Raw genomic sequence first — 16,109 nt, 5'->3', positions numbered from 1 at the left:
TCGCAAGAAAAAGGGGGCTCGAAAGCCCCCTTCTCCTCCGCCTGTGGCGGATCCCGTCCAGGGAATGCTTACCAGCGGAAACGGCCGGTAATGCCGTAGGTGCGCGGGTCGTTGGGATAGGCCGAGATGCTGCGCGGCTGGGCCGGGCTCGGGAAAATGGTGCCCAGGCTCCGGTCGTCGAGCAGGTTGCGGCCCCAGACCGAGATCGACAGCCCCATGTCCAGTTCGTAGGTGAGCGAGGCGGTGAGATCGTTCGTCTCGCGGGTGAACGGCGCCGCGGCGGCAATGGCGGCCGTGGCATCGAGGATGGTGCCGTCCGGTGCGCGCACCAAGAAGTCGGGCAGGCCTTCCACCAGCTGCGTCTCGCTCTGCCACAGGTAGTTCACGCGGGGGACCAGCAGGCCGCCGGGCAGGTCGAACTCGTACTGCGCACCAACGATGACCGTCCATTCCGGAATGCCCGCGGGCGTCAGGCCGGAAATGTCGCCCACCGCCGACTGCGTGAAGCTGTCATAGACGGGGTCGAGATAGGTCGTGGCGAAGTTGATGGTGAAGTCTTCGACCGGATAGAACAGCGTTTCCAGTTCGACACCGCGCGTGCTCTGCTTGCCGGCGTTCGCCAGCACGAAGCCCGAGCCGGTGAAGATGTTGGACTGGAAGCCCTCGATCTCCTGGTCGAACAGCGTGAGGTTGATCGACGCCCAGTCGAAGTTGGTCTTGATGCCGAGTTCCATGACCGTCGATTCCTCCGGCCCGGCGAAACGCGAACCGGCGGAGAGGTTGGGAACGCCCAGGCCCTGTGAAATCAGCGACTGGCGGTCGGCCGCGGTGGGGCGGGCATCGCGCGACAGGTTGATCGAGCTGGCCTTGAAGCCCGTGGCGTAGCTTGCATAGACGTTGATGTCCGGCGACACGTCATAAGCCAGGCGCGCGGTGTAGCTGAAATTGTCGTCGTCCGTGCGGCCGTCCTCCACGGCGTTGGGCACGTTCACGAAGGGCGGCAGGAATTGCAGCGCGCGTAGCGGGTTGAGCGGATTGGCCTGCGGGTTGTTGACGTTCGCCGCGGCAAACTGCCCGGCCTGCAACTGGATCGCCTGGAACACCTGGAAGTTGGTCGGGCTGGAACCGGCAAAGGCCGCGACTTCCGCCGCGGTAGCGCCACGACCGAGGTTAAGGCGGGTGCCCACTGCCTGTGACACGAAGCCCTGGCCCAGCACCTGCCCGCGGAACGGGGCAAGCTGCGGCGCATCGAAATTGATGGCCGAGAACCCGTCCGTCGACACTGCGCTCTGCGTGAAGACCTTGCTGTCGTCGGTGTAGTTGCCACCCAGCGTCAGCACCAGACCGTCGAAGATCTCGAAATCGAGCTGACCGAACAGCGAATAGCTCTCGGAATCCAGCGTGTAGGCTTCGGTGAAGCCCTGCCCCTGGTTGAAGAAGGTGCCGTTGAGATTGGTCCCGAAGGCCTGACTGAACACGCCCTCCAGCGGCACCGCCCCCGGCGTGATCGGCGAGGCGAAGACCGAAAAGGCGTTGCCCGAAAGGCCGGCCACCAGCAGGTTGGCGTAGTTGCGGAAGTCCGCGCCGTAGAGCAGCTGGTTCGATTGCTCGACATCCTCGTTCAGGTAGAACGCGCCCAGCAGCACGTCGAGCCGGTCGAACAGCGAACCCGTGATGCGGAATTCCTGGGTGAAGGTATCGATCCGCAGGTCCTGCGAGTTGGGATAGATCAGGTCCGCGCTGGAGAAGTCCGAATCCTGCACCGTCACCGATTCCGTCGTGCGGCTGGCGGTGATGGAGGTGAAGGTGAAATCGTCGCTGACGTCCCAGTCGAACTGGGCGGAGATACCGTGGTTCTCGATGTCGTTGACGGAATCGAAGTTGCTGTAGATCACGTCCGCGAACGGATCGTTGGGATCGGTCACGTTGCCGCCCAGCGCGCGGATGACCGCGGTGGAGGGGCCGTTCTGGACGTTCACGACGCCGCAGCAGACTTCGTCGATGCTGTCGTAATCGGCGATGACGCGCAAGGTCCAGTCGCTGCCGTTGTCGATCAGCGCCTGCCCGCGCACGAACCAGCGATCGCGATCGTTGGAGGCGTTGCCGGTGCCCAGGTCCTCGAAGAACCCGTCGCGCTGGTTGATGCCGGCGGCGACGCTCACCGCCACGCTGTCGGCCAGCGGACCGGTCATGTAGACGCGGCCGATAAGGGCATCGTAGTTGCCGTAGGTCAGCTCGGCCGAACCGCCGAAGTCGAACTGCGGTTCTTCGGTCACGACGGAGATGACGCCCGCCGAGGCGTTCTTGCCGAACAGGGTGGACTGCGGGCCGCGCAGCACCTCGATACGGGTGACGTTGGGCAGGTCGGAGATGGAGGATGCGGTGCGGCTGCGATAGACGCCGTCGATGAACACGCCGACCGAAGGCTCGATACCGGCGTTGTTGGCGCCGTTGCCGAAGCCGCGGATGAAGAACCCGGTGTTGGCGGAAGACTGGCGCTGCCCCACGCTGAGCGAGGGCACCACGGTCTGCAGGTCGCGGATGTCGCGGATCTGGTCACGCTCCAGCACCTCGGCACCGGTCACGGACACGGCGACTGGAATTTCCTGCAGCGTCTGTTCGCGCTTGGTCGCGGTGACGATGATCTGGTTGCCGGTGTCCAGTTCCTCGCCGTCTTCCTGGGGATACATGTCCTGACCGGTTTCAGCCTCGCTCTGGGCGAAGGCGGCGGCAGGCGCGAGCAGCGCGGCGGCAGCCACACCGCACAGGAACGTGCGCGAAAGACCGGCGGAACCGGCAACAACAGTCTTCATTGAAATCTCCATCTCTCCCCCTCCGGTCGACCCCGCCGCTGTCGTTGGCGATCGGGGAAGTGGCCAGAGTGGCCTTTCAGGCCTGCTGCATTACTAGCGCGCAACGCCTTGCACAATCAGCCTTGGACAAGGCGGGCAAAGGCCCGGGTGGTGTAGCATTCGCGCAACAGGCAGAGTCCTGCCCTATAGGGAAGGCACGCTGGCACGGTCGCCACCCTCCCGCTTGCTCAAAACGCTTCTCTGGGCTAGGGGCGCGCCAATTCGCAGGTGCAGCATGATGCGCGCCGGCCGCGACCTATTGCCTTTTCATGGCTCTTTGCAGGAATACAGATCATGTCCGCCCCCCTTCGTAACGTGGCGATCATCGCCCACGTCGACCATGGCAAGACCACGCTCGTCGACCAGCTCTTCCGCCAGTCCGGCACCTTCCGCGAAAACGAGCGCGTGGAAGAGCGCGCGATGGATTCCGGCGATCTGGAAAAGGAGCGCGGGATCACCATCCTCGCCAAGCCGACCAGCATTGAGTGGGCGCCCAAGGGCGGCGGACAGAATTACCGCATCAACATCGTCGATACCCCCGGCCACGCCGATTTCGGCGCCGAGGTGGAGCGTATCCTGTCGATGGTGGACGGGGTCATCCTGCTGGTGGATGCCGCCGAAGGGCCGATGCCGCAGACCAAGTTCGTCACCGGCAAGGCGCTCGGCCTCGGCCTCCAGCCGATCGTGGTGGTCAACAAGATCGATCGCAACGATGCCCGCGCGTCGGAAGTGCTGGACGAGGTGTTCGACCTGTTCGTCAACCTGGATGCCAACGACGACCAGCTCGACTTTCCCGTCCTCTACGCCTCGGGCCGCTCGGGCTATGCCAGCGAGGACATCGACGCGCGCGAGGGCGACCTGACGCCGATGTTCGAACTGATCGTCAAGCACGTCCCCGCCCCCGACCTCGACGAGGACGGCGACTTCGCCATGCTTGCCACGCTGCTCGATCGTGACGCGTTCCTGGGCCGCATCCTGACCGGTCGCATCGAAAGCGGTCGGCTGGAAGTCGGCATGCCGATCAAGGCGCTCGACGTTACTGGCAAGCTGGTGGAAGCCGGCCGCGCCACGAAGGTCTTCGCCTACAACGGCCTGGATCGCGAGCCCGTGCTGCACGCCAAGGCGGGTGACATCGTCGCCATCGCCGGCCTGACCGAGGCGACCGTGTCGAACACCCTGTGCGCCCCGCACGTGACCGTGCCGATCCACGCGCAGGAAATCGATCCGCCGACCCTCTCGATGACCTTTGCCGTCAACGACAGCCCCTATGCGGGCCGCGAAGGCGACAAGGTGCAGAGCCGTGTCATCCGCGACCGGCTGGAGCGCGAGGCGGAGGGCAACGTCGCCATCCGCATCACCGAGGCCGCCGGCAAGGATGCCTTCGAGGTCGCCGGGCGCGGCGAACTGCAGCTGGGCGTGCTGATCGAGACCATGCGCCGCGAGGGCTTCGAGCTGTCCATCAGCCGTCCGCGCGTCCTCTACCGCGAGGAAAACGGCAAGCGCATGGAACCCTACGAGACCGTCGTGGTCGACGTGGACGAGGAATTTTCCGGCACCGTCGTGGAGAAGATGGCGCAGCGCAAGGCCGAGATGACCGACATGCGCCCCTCCGGCGGCGGCAAGACCCGCCTGACCTTTACCGCGCCCAGCCGTGGCCTGATCGGCTATCACGGCGAATTCCTGTCCGACACCCGCGGCACCGGCATCATGAACCGCCTGTTCGACAGCTACGGCCCGCACAAGGGCCCGATCGCGGGCCGGCAGAACGGCGTGCTCATCAGCATGGAAGTGGGCGAGGCGCAGGCCTATGCGCTCAACATGCTGGAAGAGCGCGGCGTGTTGTTCGTCGGCCCCGGCACCAAGCTCTACGAAGGCATGATCATCGGCGAGAACGCCAAGCCCGACGATCTCGAGGTGAACCCGCTGAAGAGCAAGCAGCTCACCAACTTCCGCGCCAGCGGCAAGGATGAAGGCATCCGCCTGACCCCGCCGCGCAAGATGACGCTGGAACAGGCCATCGCCTACATCGGCGATGACGAGATCGTGGAGGTCACTCCGCAGTCCATTCGCCTGCGCAAGGCCATCCTCGATCCGCACGAGCGCAAGCGCGCCAAGCGTTCGGCACAGAACGGCTGAACCTAAGACCAGGCAGCGGCAACCCGCCAGCGCGGGTTGCCGCCGTCCCCCGTCGCCCTGCGGCAGGCGCGACCGGCGACTGTGTGCCGATACCACCGGCGCAAGCCTCTCGCCTTTGCCGCGAGCCTCGCCTAAGGCGCTGCACAATGAGCCCCGCCGACCTTCGCGTTGCCCTGTTCAGCGGCAATTACAACTACGTCCGCGATGGCGCCAACCAGGCGCTGAACCGGCTTGTCGACTACATGTTGCGGCAGGGTGCAAAGGTGCGGGTCTATGCCCCGACCGTTGCGGAACCGGCCTTCGAGCCGGCGGGCGATCTGGTCGGCGTACCCAGTATGCGCATTCCCGGACGCGCGGAATATCGCCTGCCGCTGGGCTTCGATGCCGCGGTACGCCGCGATCTGGCGCAATTCCGCCCCAACGTGGTCCACGTCTCCTCGCCCGATTTCACCGGTCACGCGGCGGTCAGCTGGGCGCGCAAGCGCGGGATGCCGATCCTCACCAGCGTGCATACCCGGTTCGAGACCTACCCGCGATATTACGGCCTGGCCGTTGCCGAACCGCTCGCCGTTGCCATCATGCGCCGTTTCTACCGCCGCACCGACGCTCTCGTCGCACCCAGCGAAAGCATGGCCGAGGTCCTGCGCGAACAGGGCATGCATGAGGATATTGGGATCTGGGCGCGCGGCGTGGATCGCACCATCTTCGATCCTGCGCGCCGTGACATGGCCTGGCGCAGGAACAACGGCATTGCCGACAACGAGGTGGCGGTGGGCTTCCTCGGGCGGCTGGTGCTGGAAAAGGGCATCGACGTGTTCACCGAGACGATCGCCACGCTGCAAAGCCGCGGGGTTGCGCACAAAGTGCTGGTGGTAGGCGAAGGCCCGGCTCGCGATGTCTTTGCCGAAAAATGCCCCGAGGCGGTCTTCGTGGGCTTTCAGGGCGGCGCCGATCTGGCCCGCGCGGTGGCCAGCATGGACATGCTGCTCAACCCCAGCATCACGGAAACATTCGGTAACGTCACCCTCGAAGCCATGGCCAGCGGCCTGCCTGTGGTGGCCGCGCGCGCCACGGGAAGCACCAGCCTCGTCAGTGACGGGGTGACCGGACGGTTGATAACGCCCGGCGACACCGACGCCTTTGCCGACGCGGTGGAAGCCTACATCCGCGACCCTGCTCTGCGCGAGGCACATGGCCGTGCGGGCGAATTGCGCAGCCGCGACTTTGCGTGGGACGCGATCAACAAGGTCGTCGCCGACACCTACCTGCGGCTGATTGCGGAACGCGGCGGCACCGGCCCCCAGGGCTAGGCCATCGGTCCCAGCACGCCGCGCCTGGCCATCGCCCGGGCGTAGAGTGTCAGCAGCAGCAAAACCACGAACACCGCCAGTACCGGGCCGAGGGTCATGGCGTTGATCTGCATGCCGGGCAGGGGGTTGGCAATGCCGTAGCTGTTGGTGACCACGAACGCGACGAGCGACACGGCAAAGGCGGGAACTGCCCAGCGCCGCCGCCGCAGCAGCAGGATCGAACCGGCGACCGCGCCCCAGACGCCGATCGCCCAGGCGAAATCCAGCCACAGCGGGAAACCGGCGAAGTAGGCGACCGCCACGTCCACATCGACCCCCATCCCGCCCGTCACGGCGGCCATGTAGTCCCGGTCACCCAGTTGCGACATGACATAATCGTAACCGCCGAATGCCGTGAACAGCAGGGCCAGCAAGCCCACGGGCCACAGGTGCCAGGGCGCGGGTTCACGCAAGGGTTCGGTCATGAGGCACTCCTGCCAGGGGATGCGACCCCGCCAGCAATGCTATCACGGATCGGGCGCGGCGCAAGGCCGCGCCCGATTACAGGGGGGTCAGGCCCTCTTCACAGCCGTTCGATCTTGCGCGCCAACTGATCGATAAGGTCCACGACCTGGTCCTTGTCGAGTTCGAGCCGGCCGCGCCTGGCCTTGTTGGCGACGACGGACGCGAGGTTGCCGAGCGCGCGGAACAGTTCGGGCTGATCCATCGGACGCGACCGTTCGGTCTTGCGGCCAAGGCGCGCCCACAGCTGGGCGATCTCGCCTTTGCGATCCTCCAGCTCCGACACCCCTGCCGCAGTCGCCTGATACAGCTTCTTGGCGTCGTCGCTCTGCCGTTCGGCGATGGCGCCTTCGTCGTTGAGCATCTGCAAGGTGGGATAGATCACGCCGGGCGACGGGGCGTAGGCGCCTTCGGTCATCTCCTCGATCGCCTTGATGAGTTCGTAGCCATGACGCGGCTGTTCGGCGAGCATGGCAAGCAGCAGCAGGCGCAGCTCTCCCGGCCCGAACAGGCGGCGCCGCCGGCGATGGCCCATGCCGTGCATTTCGGCAGCGCGTTCATGCACGTTGCCGGAGCGGTTACCGGGGCGATTGCCGGGTCGGGGGCCGCCGCGATGGCGCGATTTCTTGGCGAACACGCCGCCCGGACCGAACACGCCCTGCGGACCAAAGGGGCCATCGGGGCCGAACACGCCACGCTCTCCGAACACGCCACCTTCGCCGAACGGGCCATTCGGGCCGAAAGGTCCGTCGCGGCCGAAGAAGCTGTCCGGGCCACGGTCGTCATCGTCCCCTTCGATGTCGACATCGACGCGGAAGCTGCTGCCTGCCGGGTAGTCGTCATAGTGGGCGTCGTGATCCTGGTGGTCCGCATGATCGCGCCAATTCTCCGGTTGCTTGGGCGGAGTCGGCGGGGTTGGCGGAGTTGGTGGAGTCGGCGGCTGTCTGCCAGCATTCTTGTTATCGTCGGTCATGATACGTTCCTAAGCAAGTCCCAACCTTAAGATATATCTTAGACCTATCTTCGCAAGATCGGCGCAAACTTTTTTCGCGTCCCTACGTTGGGGGGCGATGGATGATCTTTTTCCCGACGATACACCGGCACCGCGCCCACATGACGAGCCCGGCGAGGATGCTCCGCTCGCCGATCGCCTGCGTCCCCGCAACCTGGCCGAAGTCATCGGGCAGGAACATATCACCGGGCCGGAAGGCGCAATCGGGCGCATGGTGGCGGCGGGGCGGCTGTCCAGCCTGGTCCTGTGGGGGCCGCCCGGAACCGGCAAAACCAGCATCGCCCGCCTGCTGGCCGACGCGGTGGACATGCGATACGAGGCGGTGAGCGCGGTGTTCAGCGGCGTGGCCGACCTCAAGAAGGCCTTTGCTGCCGCCGATACCGCAAAGAAGGCAGGGCAGCGCACTCTGCTGTTCGTGGACGAGATCCACCGCTTCAATCGCGCCCAGCAGGACGGCTTCCTGCCTTTCGTCGAACGGGGCACCGTGACGCTGGTTGGCGCCACGACGGAAAACCCCAGCTTCGAACTCAACGCCGCGCTGCTCAGCCGGGCGCAGGTGCTGATCCTCCACCGACTGGACGCGGCGGCACTGGGCCGCCTGCTGGACCGGGCAGAGGCGCTGGAAGGCGCCCTCCCCCTCACCCCTGCCGCGCGCGAGGCGCTGATCGCCAGTGCCGATGGCGACGGGCGGTTCCTGCTCAACCAGGCGGAAACGCTGTATGCCGCAAAGATCGCAAAACCGCTCGATCCCGCCGCGCTCGGGCAGTTCCTCCAGCGCCGAGTTGCCGTTTACGACAAGGACCGCGAGGGGCATTACAACCTCATCTCCGCGCTGCACAAATCGGTGCGCGGATCGGATCCGCAGGCCGCGCTGTATTACCTCGCGCGGATGCTGACCGCGGGGGAGGAGCCGCTGTTCCTTGCCCGGCGGCTGATCCGCATGGCGGTGGAGGATATCGGCATGGCCGATCCCGGCGCACTGACCCAGTGCGTGGCGGCAAAGGACGCCTACCAGTTCCTGGGCAGCCCCGAGGGTGAACTGGCATTGGCGCAGGCCTGTGTCTACCTCGCCACCGCGCCCAAATCGAACGCTGTCTACAAGGCGCAGAAGGCGGCGTGGAAAAGCGCGCGCGAAACCGGCAGCCTGATGCCGCCGATGAACATCGTCAACGCCCCGACCAAGCTGATGAAGCAGGTCGGTTACGGCGCGGGCTACAGCTACGACCACGATGCGGACGAGGGCTTTTCCGGCGACAATTACTGGCCGCAAGAGATGCAGCCGCAGGATTTCTACCAGCCGGTCGACCGCGGGTTCGAGCGCAAGGTGCGCGAGCGGCTGGACTACTGGAACCGCCTGCGCGGGGAACGGGGATGAGCGTGCGCGACTTCGCGCATTTCATCGCCATCGACTGGTCCGGGGCGCGAGGAGCGCGGCACAAGGCGATTGCCATGGCCGTGGCCGATGCCGCCGGCGGCCCGCCGGTGCTGGTGCGGCGCCAACGGGGCTGGTCGCGCGCGGAGATACTGGAGGTGCTAACGGATGGCCTGCCCGCAAATTCCCTCGTCGGCCTCGATCTCGGCATCGCGCTGCCGTTCGCGGATCGCGGCGCCTACTTCCCCGACTGGGACCAGAGTCCGCCCGACGCGCGTGCGCTTTGGTCGCTGGTCGACGAAATGTGCGCAGAGGACGATCATCTTTGCGCCGGAGGGTTCGTCGACCACCCCCAGGCATCGGCGTATTTCCGCCGTCACGGCGCGCGCGAGGGCGCACGGTTCGCTCCCGAGGGGCAGACAGGAGGCCGGGGCCGGTTTCGCGTTACCGAACGGGCGCAGGAAGCGATCGGCTGCAAGCCCTATTCGAACTTCAACCTCGTGGGCGCGGCACAGGTCGGCAAGTCCAGCCTGACAGGGATGCGCGTTCTCCACCGGCTGGGCGGCAGGGTGCCGGTCTGGCCGATCGATCCCCTGCCCGGCGAAGGGTCGGTCGTGGTGGAGATCTACACCACCATCGCCGCCATCGCCGCCGGGCGCACGGCCTCGCGCAGCAAGATGCGCGACTTTGCGGAGCTAAACGCTGCCCTCGCCAATCTCGGCAGTCCTCCGGTGGCCGGCGACGGCGCGATCGACGATCACGCCTCCGACGCCCTCCTCACCGCCGCATGGCTGCGCGTGGCGGCGCACGATCCGGCTATGTGGTTGCCAGCCGGGCTAACCCCCGAGATCGCCCGCACCGAGGGCTGGACCTTCGGCGTGGCATAGCGCACATCGGCCCGACTGGGAGATGCGACAATGGACGATGGCTTGATCGAATTCCTCTGCGATCCTGACCTGGAAGGGCGGATCCCCCAGCCAGAGCGCGCCATTCGCTTCGCTCCCGATTGGTTCAGGCGGCTGGACCGTGAGATGGGCGTGCCCGATGCGCAAGGGATGCCCGGGCTGACGGTCAAGGCATGCCTGCCGGTGACCGACGCCTTTGCGCTGGGTTACGTCATCCCCTTGCCATGGGACGTCAGCGTGCGCGTGCCGGAGGACCGCGTCTCTCTGCAATTCGGATGGACGCCCGAGTGCACTTTCCAGCCAATCGAACAGCACCATCCGGCCCAGATTGGCGCGCCAGAACCGCCGTTCCAGCATTCCATGCCGCTGAAGTTCATCAACCCTTGGCGGGTGAAGGTCCCGCTCGGCTATTCGGTTCTGTTCACCCCGCCGCTCAACCGGCCGGATCTGCCGTTCACCTGCTTTTCCGGCATGGTCGATTGCGACAATTTCGCCACCACCATCAACTTTCCCTTCCTTTGGACGGGTGAGACCGGAGATCACATCCTTCCCGCGGGCACACCGATCGCGCAGGTCATTCCCATGCCCCGGGATGCGCTCATCAAGACCCATACCGCGCGCGCATCACAGTCGGATGAACTGATCGAACAAGCCGATGCGCGGCACCGCAAGTATCATTCCGAAAGCGCCTACAGGCGCGAATGGCGGGTCAGGAAGTAAGGGCTGGACTAGCCCGCGCCTTTCGCCCTATGGGCCTGCGCCCAGGCGCGCCGGCTTAGCTCAGATGGTAGAGCACCTGATTTGTAATCAGGGGGCCGCGGGTTCGATCCCTGCAGCCGGCACCATTTCGCTTTGCGCCGAGAATCCGAACGGTCGCTGCCTTACCTGCCCACGGCCACGTAGGTGAAACCGTGGTCTTCCACGTCCTTGCGGCTGTAGAGGTTGCGCAGGTCCACCAGCACCGGCGCGGCGAGTGCTTCCTTGGCGCGGTCGAGATCGAGGGCGCGGAACGGCTTCCACTCGGTGACGATCACCATCGCGTGGGCGCCCTCCATCGCCTCGTACGCGGTCGAGCAATAGGTGAGGTCGTCGGCGCCCAGTCCTTCGTGCTTCTGGGCCTGCTCCATGCCTTCCGGATCGTAGGCCCGCACCGTGATGCCCCGGGCGGTAAGCGCCCGCACGATGTCGATGGCCGGTGAATCGCGCATGTCGTCGGTATCGGCCTTGAAGGTGAGGCCGAGCACAGCAACGGTCTTGCCCGAAAGATCCCCTGCCGATCCACCGCCCAGCGCAGCGATGACCTTTTCGCCCATCGCCGCCTTGCGCCGGTCGTTGGATTCCACCACCGCCTCGACGATCGAGACGCGGGTATCGAACAATTCGGCGGTCTTCAACAGCGCCAGCGTATCCTTGGGAAAGCACGATCCGCCGTAGCCGGGGCCCGGCTGCAGGAACCGGCCGCCGATGCGGCTGTCCGTGCCGATGCCGTGGGCCACGTCGCGCACGTCCGCGCCGACCTTTTCGCACAGGTCCGCCATCTCGTTGATGAAGCTGATCTTGGTCGCGAGAAAGGCGTTGGCGGCATACTTGGTAAGTTCCGCCGCGCGGCGGCTCATCACGATGAGCGGCGCGCCGTTGCTGGTGAGCGGGCGGTAGATCGCCTCCATCACCTCTTCCGCGTGGGCATCATTCACGCCGACCACGATGCGGTCCGGCCGGGCGAAATCGTCGATCGCCGCGCCCTCGCGCAGGAATTCGGGATTGCTGGCCACCGAGAACTTCAGGTCGGGCGCAGTGCGCGCGATGATCTTTTCCACCTCGTCACCCGTGCCCACGGGCACCGTCGACTTGTCGACCACCACTGCGCCTTCGCGCAGCAGCGGGGCCATTTCCTCTGCGGCGGCATAGACGTAGGTGAGGTCCGCATGGCCGTCACCCCGGCGCGTGGGGGTGCCGACGGCGATGAAAACCGCATCGGCATCGGGCAGCGCCTCGGCAAGGTTCAGCGTGAAGCTCAGCCGCCCCGCGGCGACGTTCTTGGCCACGAGTTCATCAAGTCCCGGCTCGAAGATCGGGATCTCGCCGTTCAGCAGCGCGTCGATCTTGCTGCGATCCTTGTCGACGCAGGTGACGGTGTGGCCGAAATCGGAAAAGCACGCACCGGACACAAGGCCCACATAACCCGTCCCGATCATCACGATACGCATAAGTCTTCAGTCCCTTCGGGAAGTCTGGCGCGCCCTAGGGCCTGCCGCCAATGCGCGCAAGTCAGCCGCGCCCGCGATAGGGGGCGACGCCCTGTTCCGGAACCCACAGGCCGGCGGGCGGCGCGTCGCTCTGCCAGAACACGTCGATGGGAATACCGCCGCGGGGATACCAGTAGCCACCGATCCCCAGCCAGCGCGGGGCCATCTCATCAAACAGGCGCTGACCGATGCCCACGGTCACATCCTCGTGAAAACCGCAGTGATTGCGGAAACTGCCGAGGTAGAGCTTGAGGCTCTTGCTCTCCACGATCGTATCGCCGGGGGCGTAGTCGATCACGATATGGGCGAAATCGGGCTGGCCGGTGACGGGGCACAGGCTGGTGAATTCCGGCGCGGCGAAGCGCACCAGATACAGCGTGCCCGCGCGCGGATTGGGCACGTAGTCGAGCACGGCCTCTGCGGGCGAGGCGGGCAGCGCACTGGCTTGGCCAAGGTGCAGCGGCGCGGGCGGATTCGTCTGGTCGTCCATGGGCCCGCCTGATGGCGCGAAGCGAAGCGTGCCGCAAGCGCCATGCGGGCGGCGTGCGCGGGATTTACGCGGATGGACCTGCGCGCTAGGCGGGGGCGGATGGAAAGTCTCGTCTCGACCCAATGGCTTGCGGATGCGCTCGGATCGCCCGGCCTCGTGGTGCTCGACGCCTCGGCCCATCTGCCGGCGGCAGGGCGGGATGCGGCTGGGGAGTTCGCCGCGGCGCACATTCCGGGGGCGCGGTTCCTCGATCTCAAGACGCTGACCGATCCGGACAACCCTGTCCCCGCCGCCCCGCCCACCCGCGCGCAGTTCGCTGCCCGGATGGCGGCCCTGGGCGTCACCGGTCAGCAGCGCGTGGTGCTCTACGATGACAGCGCGATGCGCACCGCCGCCAGGGCGTGGTTCCTGCTGCGCCTGTTCGGGGTGGAGGCAGCCGTGCTCGACGGCGGGATGGCAAGATGGCGCGCCGAGGGGCGGCCGACGCAGCACGGCGCGGTGGAAGTAGAGGCCAGCCCCTTCGCCAGCCGGGGCGGCACGGGCACGATCCGCTTCAAGACTGAAATGCTCGCCAATATCGACAGCCGCGCAGAGCAGGTCGTCGACGCGCGCGACGCCCCGCGCTTTCGCGGTGACGAACCCGACATCCGGCCCAACATGCCCAGCGGCCACATCCCCAATTCGCGCAACCTGCCCTTTGGCGAGGTTTTGAACGCCGATGGCACGTTCAAGGACGAAGCGGGGATCCGCGCAGCCTTTGCAGGGGCCGGCATCGATCTCGACCGGCCTGTGGTCGCCACCTGCGGCAGCGGGGTGACGGCGTCGGTGCTGCTGTTCGCCCTGCACCTGATCGGCAAGGATGCCGCGCTGTATGACGGCAGCTGGAGCGACTGGGGCGCGGACCCCGCGATGCCCGTCGCCACCGGGCCTGCCGCATGAGCGACAGGGACCACGACCAGGCCACCCGGCTTGTCGAGGCCGGGCGGCGCAAGGCGTGGACCAGCCTCGGCGGCCAGCCCGGCGGCATGGTCAATCCGCCCGTGTGGCGCGGCAGCACGCATCTTTACGAGGACATGGCCGACCTGGCGCACGGCCGCCCCAACGCCGACGGACATTTCTACTACGGCCGTCGGGGCGGGCCGACGCAATGGGCGCTGGCGGACGCGCTGACCGCGATCGAACCCGGTGCCGACGGCACGGAGCTGTTTCCCAGCGGTGTCGCCGCCATCGCCACGACCTTGCTCGCGCTGCTTTCGCCGGGCGACGAGCTGCTGCTGACGGACAACGCCTACGAGCCCACGCGCAGCCTCGCCTTCGGGATGCTCCAGCGGATGGGCGTTACCACGCGCACCTTTGATCCCATACGCCCCGATACGCTGGCCGCTGCCATCGGTGATGCCACGAAAGTCGTCATGCTGGAAAACCCCGGCAGCCTGACGATAGAGGTGTGCGACGTGCCCGCGCTTACCGCCATTGCCCGCGAGCGGGGCGTGATTGCGGTGATCGACAACACCTGGGCCTCGCCACTCGGCTTTCCGGCGCTGGAACGGGGTTGCGACATCTCGGTGATGAGCCTGACCAAGCACGTCGGCGGCCATTCGGACCTGATGATGGGCAGCGTTGCCGCGAGGCGCCCGCTGCTGGACCGTGTGCGCCAGACTGCGCAGTCCATGGGGCAGGTCGTCTCTCCCGACGATGCCGCCCTCGCCCTTCGCGGTTTGCGAACGATGGGCGTGCGACTGGAACGAACCACGGCCAGTGCGCTGCAGGTCGCCCGCTGGCTTGCTGGCCGAGAGGAAGTGTCCGCCGTGCTGTGCCCCATGCTTCCCGGCGCTCCGGGCCACGAGACCTGGCGGCGCGACTTTACCGGCGGCTGCGGCCTGTTCACCTTTGTCCTCGCCGATGCCGACGTCGCGGCGCGTGCGCGGCTGGTCGACGCGCTCGACCTGTTCGGCATCGGCTACAGCTGGGGCGGGTTCGAAAGCCTGGCCATTCCCGTCGACCCGGCGCGGATCCGCGATCATGGCGCGTGGCCGGCGACGATCGAACGGGGCAGCGGGCTTGGCGTTCGCCTGGCTATCGGGCTAGAGGATCCCGACGATCTCATCCGCGATCTGGAACGCGGATTCTCCGCGATGGAACACCTTTGACCGCCACAGCCGAAACCGCGCCGCCCGTCATCAGCGCCACCAGCGAGGGCATCGCCCCTACCCCGGTGGTCCGCGGCGTCGGCCCCGGTGCCGAAGGCCGCGATACCGAAGCCGTTGCCGGAGCGGACGCGCTGCGCGAGGCGGTCGACAACTCCAGCCCCGGCCTTGCCGAATTGACCGACTGGCTCGACGCCATCGGCTTCAGCATTGCCGATCACCGCTTCTCGCTGTGGACCCTGCTGGTCCTGATCATGGTTATCGGCGGCGTCTACCTGTTCGCCCGCCTCGCCACCGGGCTCGCCAAAATGGGCGTGCGCCGCGCCACCAGGCTGGACGTGTCGCAGCGCCTGCTGGTCGAGAAGCTGCTGACGGTCGGCATCTGGGCGCTGGCGCTGATGATCGGCGTCGACCTGCTGGGCATCGACCTGACCGCGTTTGCCGTGTTCTCCGGCGCCTTTGGCCTTGCCATCGGTTTCGGCCTGCAAAAGACCTTCGGCAATCTGATTGCCGGCATCATCCTGCTGATGGACAAGTCGATCAAGCCCGGCGACGTCATCGCCATCGCCGACCAGGCGGGGAACGAGACGTTTGGCCAGATCCGCAAGATCGGCATCCGCGCCGTTTCCATCACCACCCGTGACGAACGCGAATACCTCATCCCCAATGAAAACCTGATGATCAACCAGGTTGAAAACTGGTCCTATTCCAGCCGCAACGTCCGCATCCAGGTGCCTGTGGGCATCGGCTATGCCTGTGACCAGAAGCTGGCGCTGGCGTTGATGCTGGAGGCCGCGAAGTCCAGCCGCCGCGTGCTGGAGGATCCCGCACCCAGCGTGTGGCTGAACGAATACGGCGAATCGAGCGTCAACTACACGATCCACTGCTGGATCACCGATCCGGAGATGGGCGTGGGCAACGTGCGGTCGGACGTGCTCATGCGATTGTGGGACCTGCTAAAGGACAACGGCATCGAGATCCCCTTCCCCCAGCGCGACATCAACCTGCGCGACAACGAGCAATTCCAGCAACTCGTGGCCGCCATCGCCCAGCGCGTGGAAGGCGGGCGGGAACCGCCACGCTAAAGCTGACCTAAGGTCCGGCCTAGCCATTCTCGCTGGCGAGCTGGCCAGCCAGC

At 66.4% G+C, this 16,109-nt stretch carries 13 protein-coding genes and 1 tRNA gene; 9 read left to right on the top strand and 5 right to left on the bottom strand.

Annotation, left to right across the window (positions count from 1 at the left end; translation table 11 throughout):
- Nucleotides 1-68: 68 nt before the first annotated feature.
- Complete coding sequence (locus GRI62_RS02725) at nt 69-2,813, bottom strand: TonB-dependent receptor (protein WP_131451893.1); 2,745 nt, start codon at nt 2,811-2,813, stop codon at nt 69-71.
- A 333-nt stretch (nt 2,814-3,146) separates the two neighbouring features.
- Here GRI62_RS02725 and typA point away from each other — a divergent pair, with 333 nt between their 5' ends.
- Nucleotides 3,147-4,988, top strand: a complete 1,842-nt coding sequence (typA, locus tag GRI62_RS02720) for a translational GTPase TypA (protein WP_131451892.1) — start codon at nt 3,147-3,149, stop codon at nt 4,986-4,988.
- A 146-nt stretch (nt 4,989-5,134) separates the two neighbouring features.
- On the top strand, nt 5,135-6,298 hold the full coding sequence (locus GRI62_RS02715; RefSeq protein ID WP_131451891.1) for a glycosyltransferase family 4 protein: 1,164 nt from the start codon (nt 5,135-5,137) through the stop codon (nt 6,296-6,298).
- Here the strand turns inward: GRI62_RS02715 and GRI62_RS02710 are convergent.
- Nucleotides 6,295-6,762: a hypothetical protein gene (locus GRI62_RS02710; RefSeq protein ID WP_131451890.1), complete on the bottom strand. Its 468-nt coding sequence runs from the start codon at nt 6,760-6,762 to the stop codon at nt 6,295-6,297. The two genes, GRI62_RS02715 and GRI62_RS02710, sit on opposite strands and share 4 nt — an antisense overlap.
- Nucleotides 6,763-6,860: 98 nt before the next feature.
- A complete protein-coding gene (locus GRI62_RS02705) occupies nt 6,861-7,772 on the bottom strand; it encodes a PadR family transcriptional regulator (protein ID WP_131451889.1) in 912 nt (303 codons plus the stop codon).
- A 97-nt stretch (nt 7,773-7,869) separates the two neighbouring features.
- On the opposite strand from GRI62_RS02705, the gene GRI62_RS02700 reads away from it, so the two are divergent.
- From GRI62_RS02700 to GRI62_RS02685, 4 genes are all read left to right on the top strand, one after another.
- Nucleotides 7,870-9,186 (top strand): replication-associated recombination protein A, encoded by a 1,317-nt coding sequence (locus tag GRI62_RS02700; protein ID WP_131451888.1) that lies wholly within the window; start codon nt 7,870-7,872, stop codon nt 9,184-9,186.
- Nucleotides 9,183-10,070 (top strand): hypothetical protein, encoded by an 888-nt coding sequence (locus GRI62_RS02695; protein ID WP_131451887.1) that lies wholly within the window; start codon nt 9,183-9,185, stop codon nt 10,068-10,070. Before GRI62_RS02700 ends, GRI62_RS02695 begins: the two co-directional genes overlap by 4 nt.
- 30 nt (nt 10,071-10,100) lie before the next feature.
- On the top strand, nt 10,101-10,808 hold the full coding sequence (locus GRI62_RS02690) for a hypothetical protein (RefSeq protein WP_131451886.1): 708 nt from the start codon (nt 10,101-10,103) through the stop codon (nt 10,806-10,808).
- Between the two features lie 49 nt (nt 10,809-10,857).
- Nucleotides 10,858-10,933: transfer RNA gene (locus GRI62_RS02685), tRNA-Thr, on the top strand.
- A gap of 36 nt (nt 10,934-10,969) precedes the next feature.
- On the opposite strand, the gene GRI62_RS02680 is transcribed toward GRI62_RS02685, so the two are convergent.
- Both GRI62_RS02680 and queF read right to left on the bottom strand, forming a co-directional pair.
- On the bottom strand, nt 10,970-12,295 hold the full coding sequence (locus GRI62_RS02680) for a UDP-glucose dehydrogenase family protein (protein ID WP_131451885.1): 1,326 nt from the start codon (nt 12,293-12,295) through the stop codon (nt 10,970-10,972).
- A 61-nt stretch (nt 12,296-12,356) separates the two neighbouring features.
- On the bottom strand, nt 12,357-12,824 hold the full coding sequence (queF, locus tag GRI62_RS02675) for a preQ(1) synthase (RefSeq protein ID WP_131451884.1): 468 nt from the start codon (nt 12,822-12,824) through the stop codon (nt 12,357-12,359).
- A 99-nt stretch (nt 12,825-12,923) separates the two neighbouring features.
- Between queF and GRI62_RS02670 the strand changes: the two genes are divergently transcribed.
- The 3 genes from GRI62_RS02670 to GRI62_RS02660 are packed head-to-tail and all read left to right on the top strand — an operon-like array spanning nt 12,924 to nt 16,056.
- A complete protein-coding gene (locus tag GRI62_RS02670; RefSeq protein ID WP_131451883.1) occupies nt 12,924-13,763 on the top strand; it encodes a sulfurtransferase in 840 nt (279 codons plus the stop codon).
- Nucleotides 13,760-14,974, top strand: a complete 1,215-nt coding sequence (gene metC / locus GRI62_RS02665) for a cystathionine beta-lyase (RefSeq protein WP_131451882.1) — start codon at nt 13,760-13,762, stop codon at nt 14,972-14,974. Before GRI62_RS02670 ends, metC begins: the two co-directional genes overlap by 4 nt.
- The gene (locus GRI62_RS02660; protein ID WP_131451881.1) at nt 14,971-16,056 is read left to right on the top strand and encodes a mechanosensitive ion channel family protein; all 1,086 of its coding nucleotides are present in this window, start codon (nt 14,971-14,973) and stop codon (nt 16,054-16,056) included. Before metC ends, GRI62_RS02660 begins: the two co-directional genes overlap by 4 nt.
- The last annotated feature ends 53 nt before the right edge of the window (nt 16,057-16,109 follow it).

Origin of the sequence: Aurantiacibacter arachoides (assembly GCF_009827335.1) — a bacterium.
In the GTDB taxonomy this organism is placed as follows: Bacteria; Pseudomonadota; Alphaproteobacteria; order Sphingomonadales; family Sphingomonadaceae; genus Alteraurantiacibacter; species Alteraurantiacibacter arachoides.
Note: the sequence above shows the minus strand (reverse complement) of the source record. Positions and strands in the feature narration are given on the sequence as shown.

Bases quoted from the DNA above. Each gene is read 5' to 3' on its own strand.
- GRI62_RS02700 (WP_131451888.1), top strand. From the start codon at position 7,870: ATGGATGATCTTTTTCCCGACGATACACCGGCACCGCGCCCACATGAC.
- typA (WP_131451892.1), top strand. From the start codon at position 3,147: ATGTCCGCCCCCCTTCGTAACGTGGCGATCATCGCCCACGTCGACCAT.
- GRI62_RS02695 (WP_131451887.1), top strand. From the start codon at position 9,183: ATGAGCGTGCGCGACTTCGCGCATTTCATCGCCATCGACTGGTCCGGG.
- queF (WP_131451884.1), bottom strand. From the start codon at position 12,824: ATGGACGACCAGACGAATCCGCCCGCGCCGCTGCACCTTGGCCAAGCC.
- GRI62_RS02705 (WP_131451889.1), bottom strand. From the start codon at position 7,772: ATGACCGACGATAACAAGAATGCTGGCAGACAGCCGCCGACTCCACCA.
- GRI62_RS02690 (WP_131451886.1), top strand. From the start codon at position 10,101: ATGGACGATGGCTTGATCGAATTCCTCTGCGATCCTGACCTGGAAGGG.
- GRI62_RS02710 (WP_131451890.1), bottom strand. From the start codon at position 6,762: ATGACCGAACCCTTGCGTGAACCCGCGCCCTGGCACCTGTGGCCCGTG.
- metC (WP_131451882.1), top strand. From the start codon at position 13,760: ATGAGCGACAGGGACCACGACCAGGCCACCCGGCTTGTCGAGGCCGGG.
- GRI62_RS02725 (WP_131451893.1), bottom strand. From the start codon at position 2,813: ATGAAGACTGTTGTTGCCGGTTCCGCCGGTCTTTCGCGCACGTTCCTG.
- GRI62_RS02680 (WP_131451885.1), bottom strand. From the start codon at position 12,295: ATGCGTATCGTGATGATCGGGACGGGTTATGTGGGCCTTGTGTCCGGT.
- GRI62_RS02715 (WP_131451891.1), top strand. From the start codon at position 5,135: ATGAGCCCCGCCGACCTTCGCGTTGCCCTGTTCAGCGGCAATTACAAC.
- GRI62_RS02670 (WP_131451883.1), top strand. From the start codon at position 12,924: ATGGAAAGTCTCGTCTCGACCCAATGGCTTGCGGATGCGCTCGGATCG.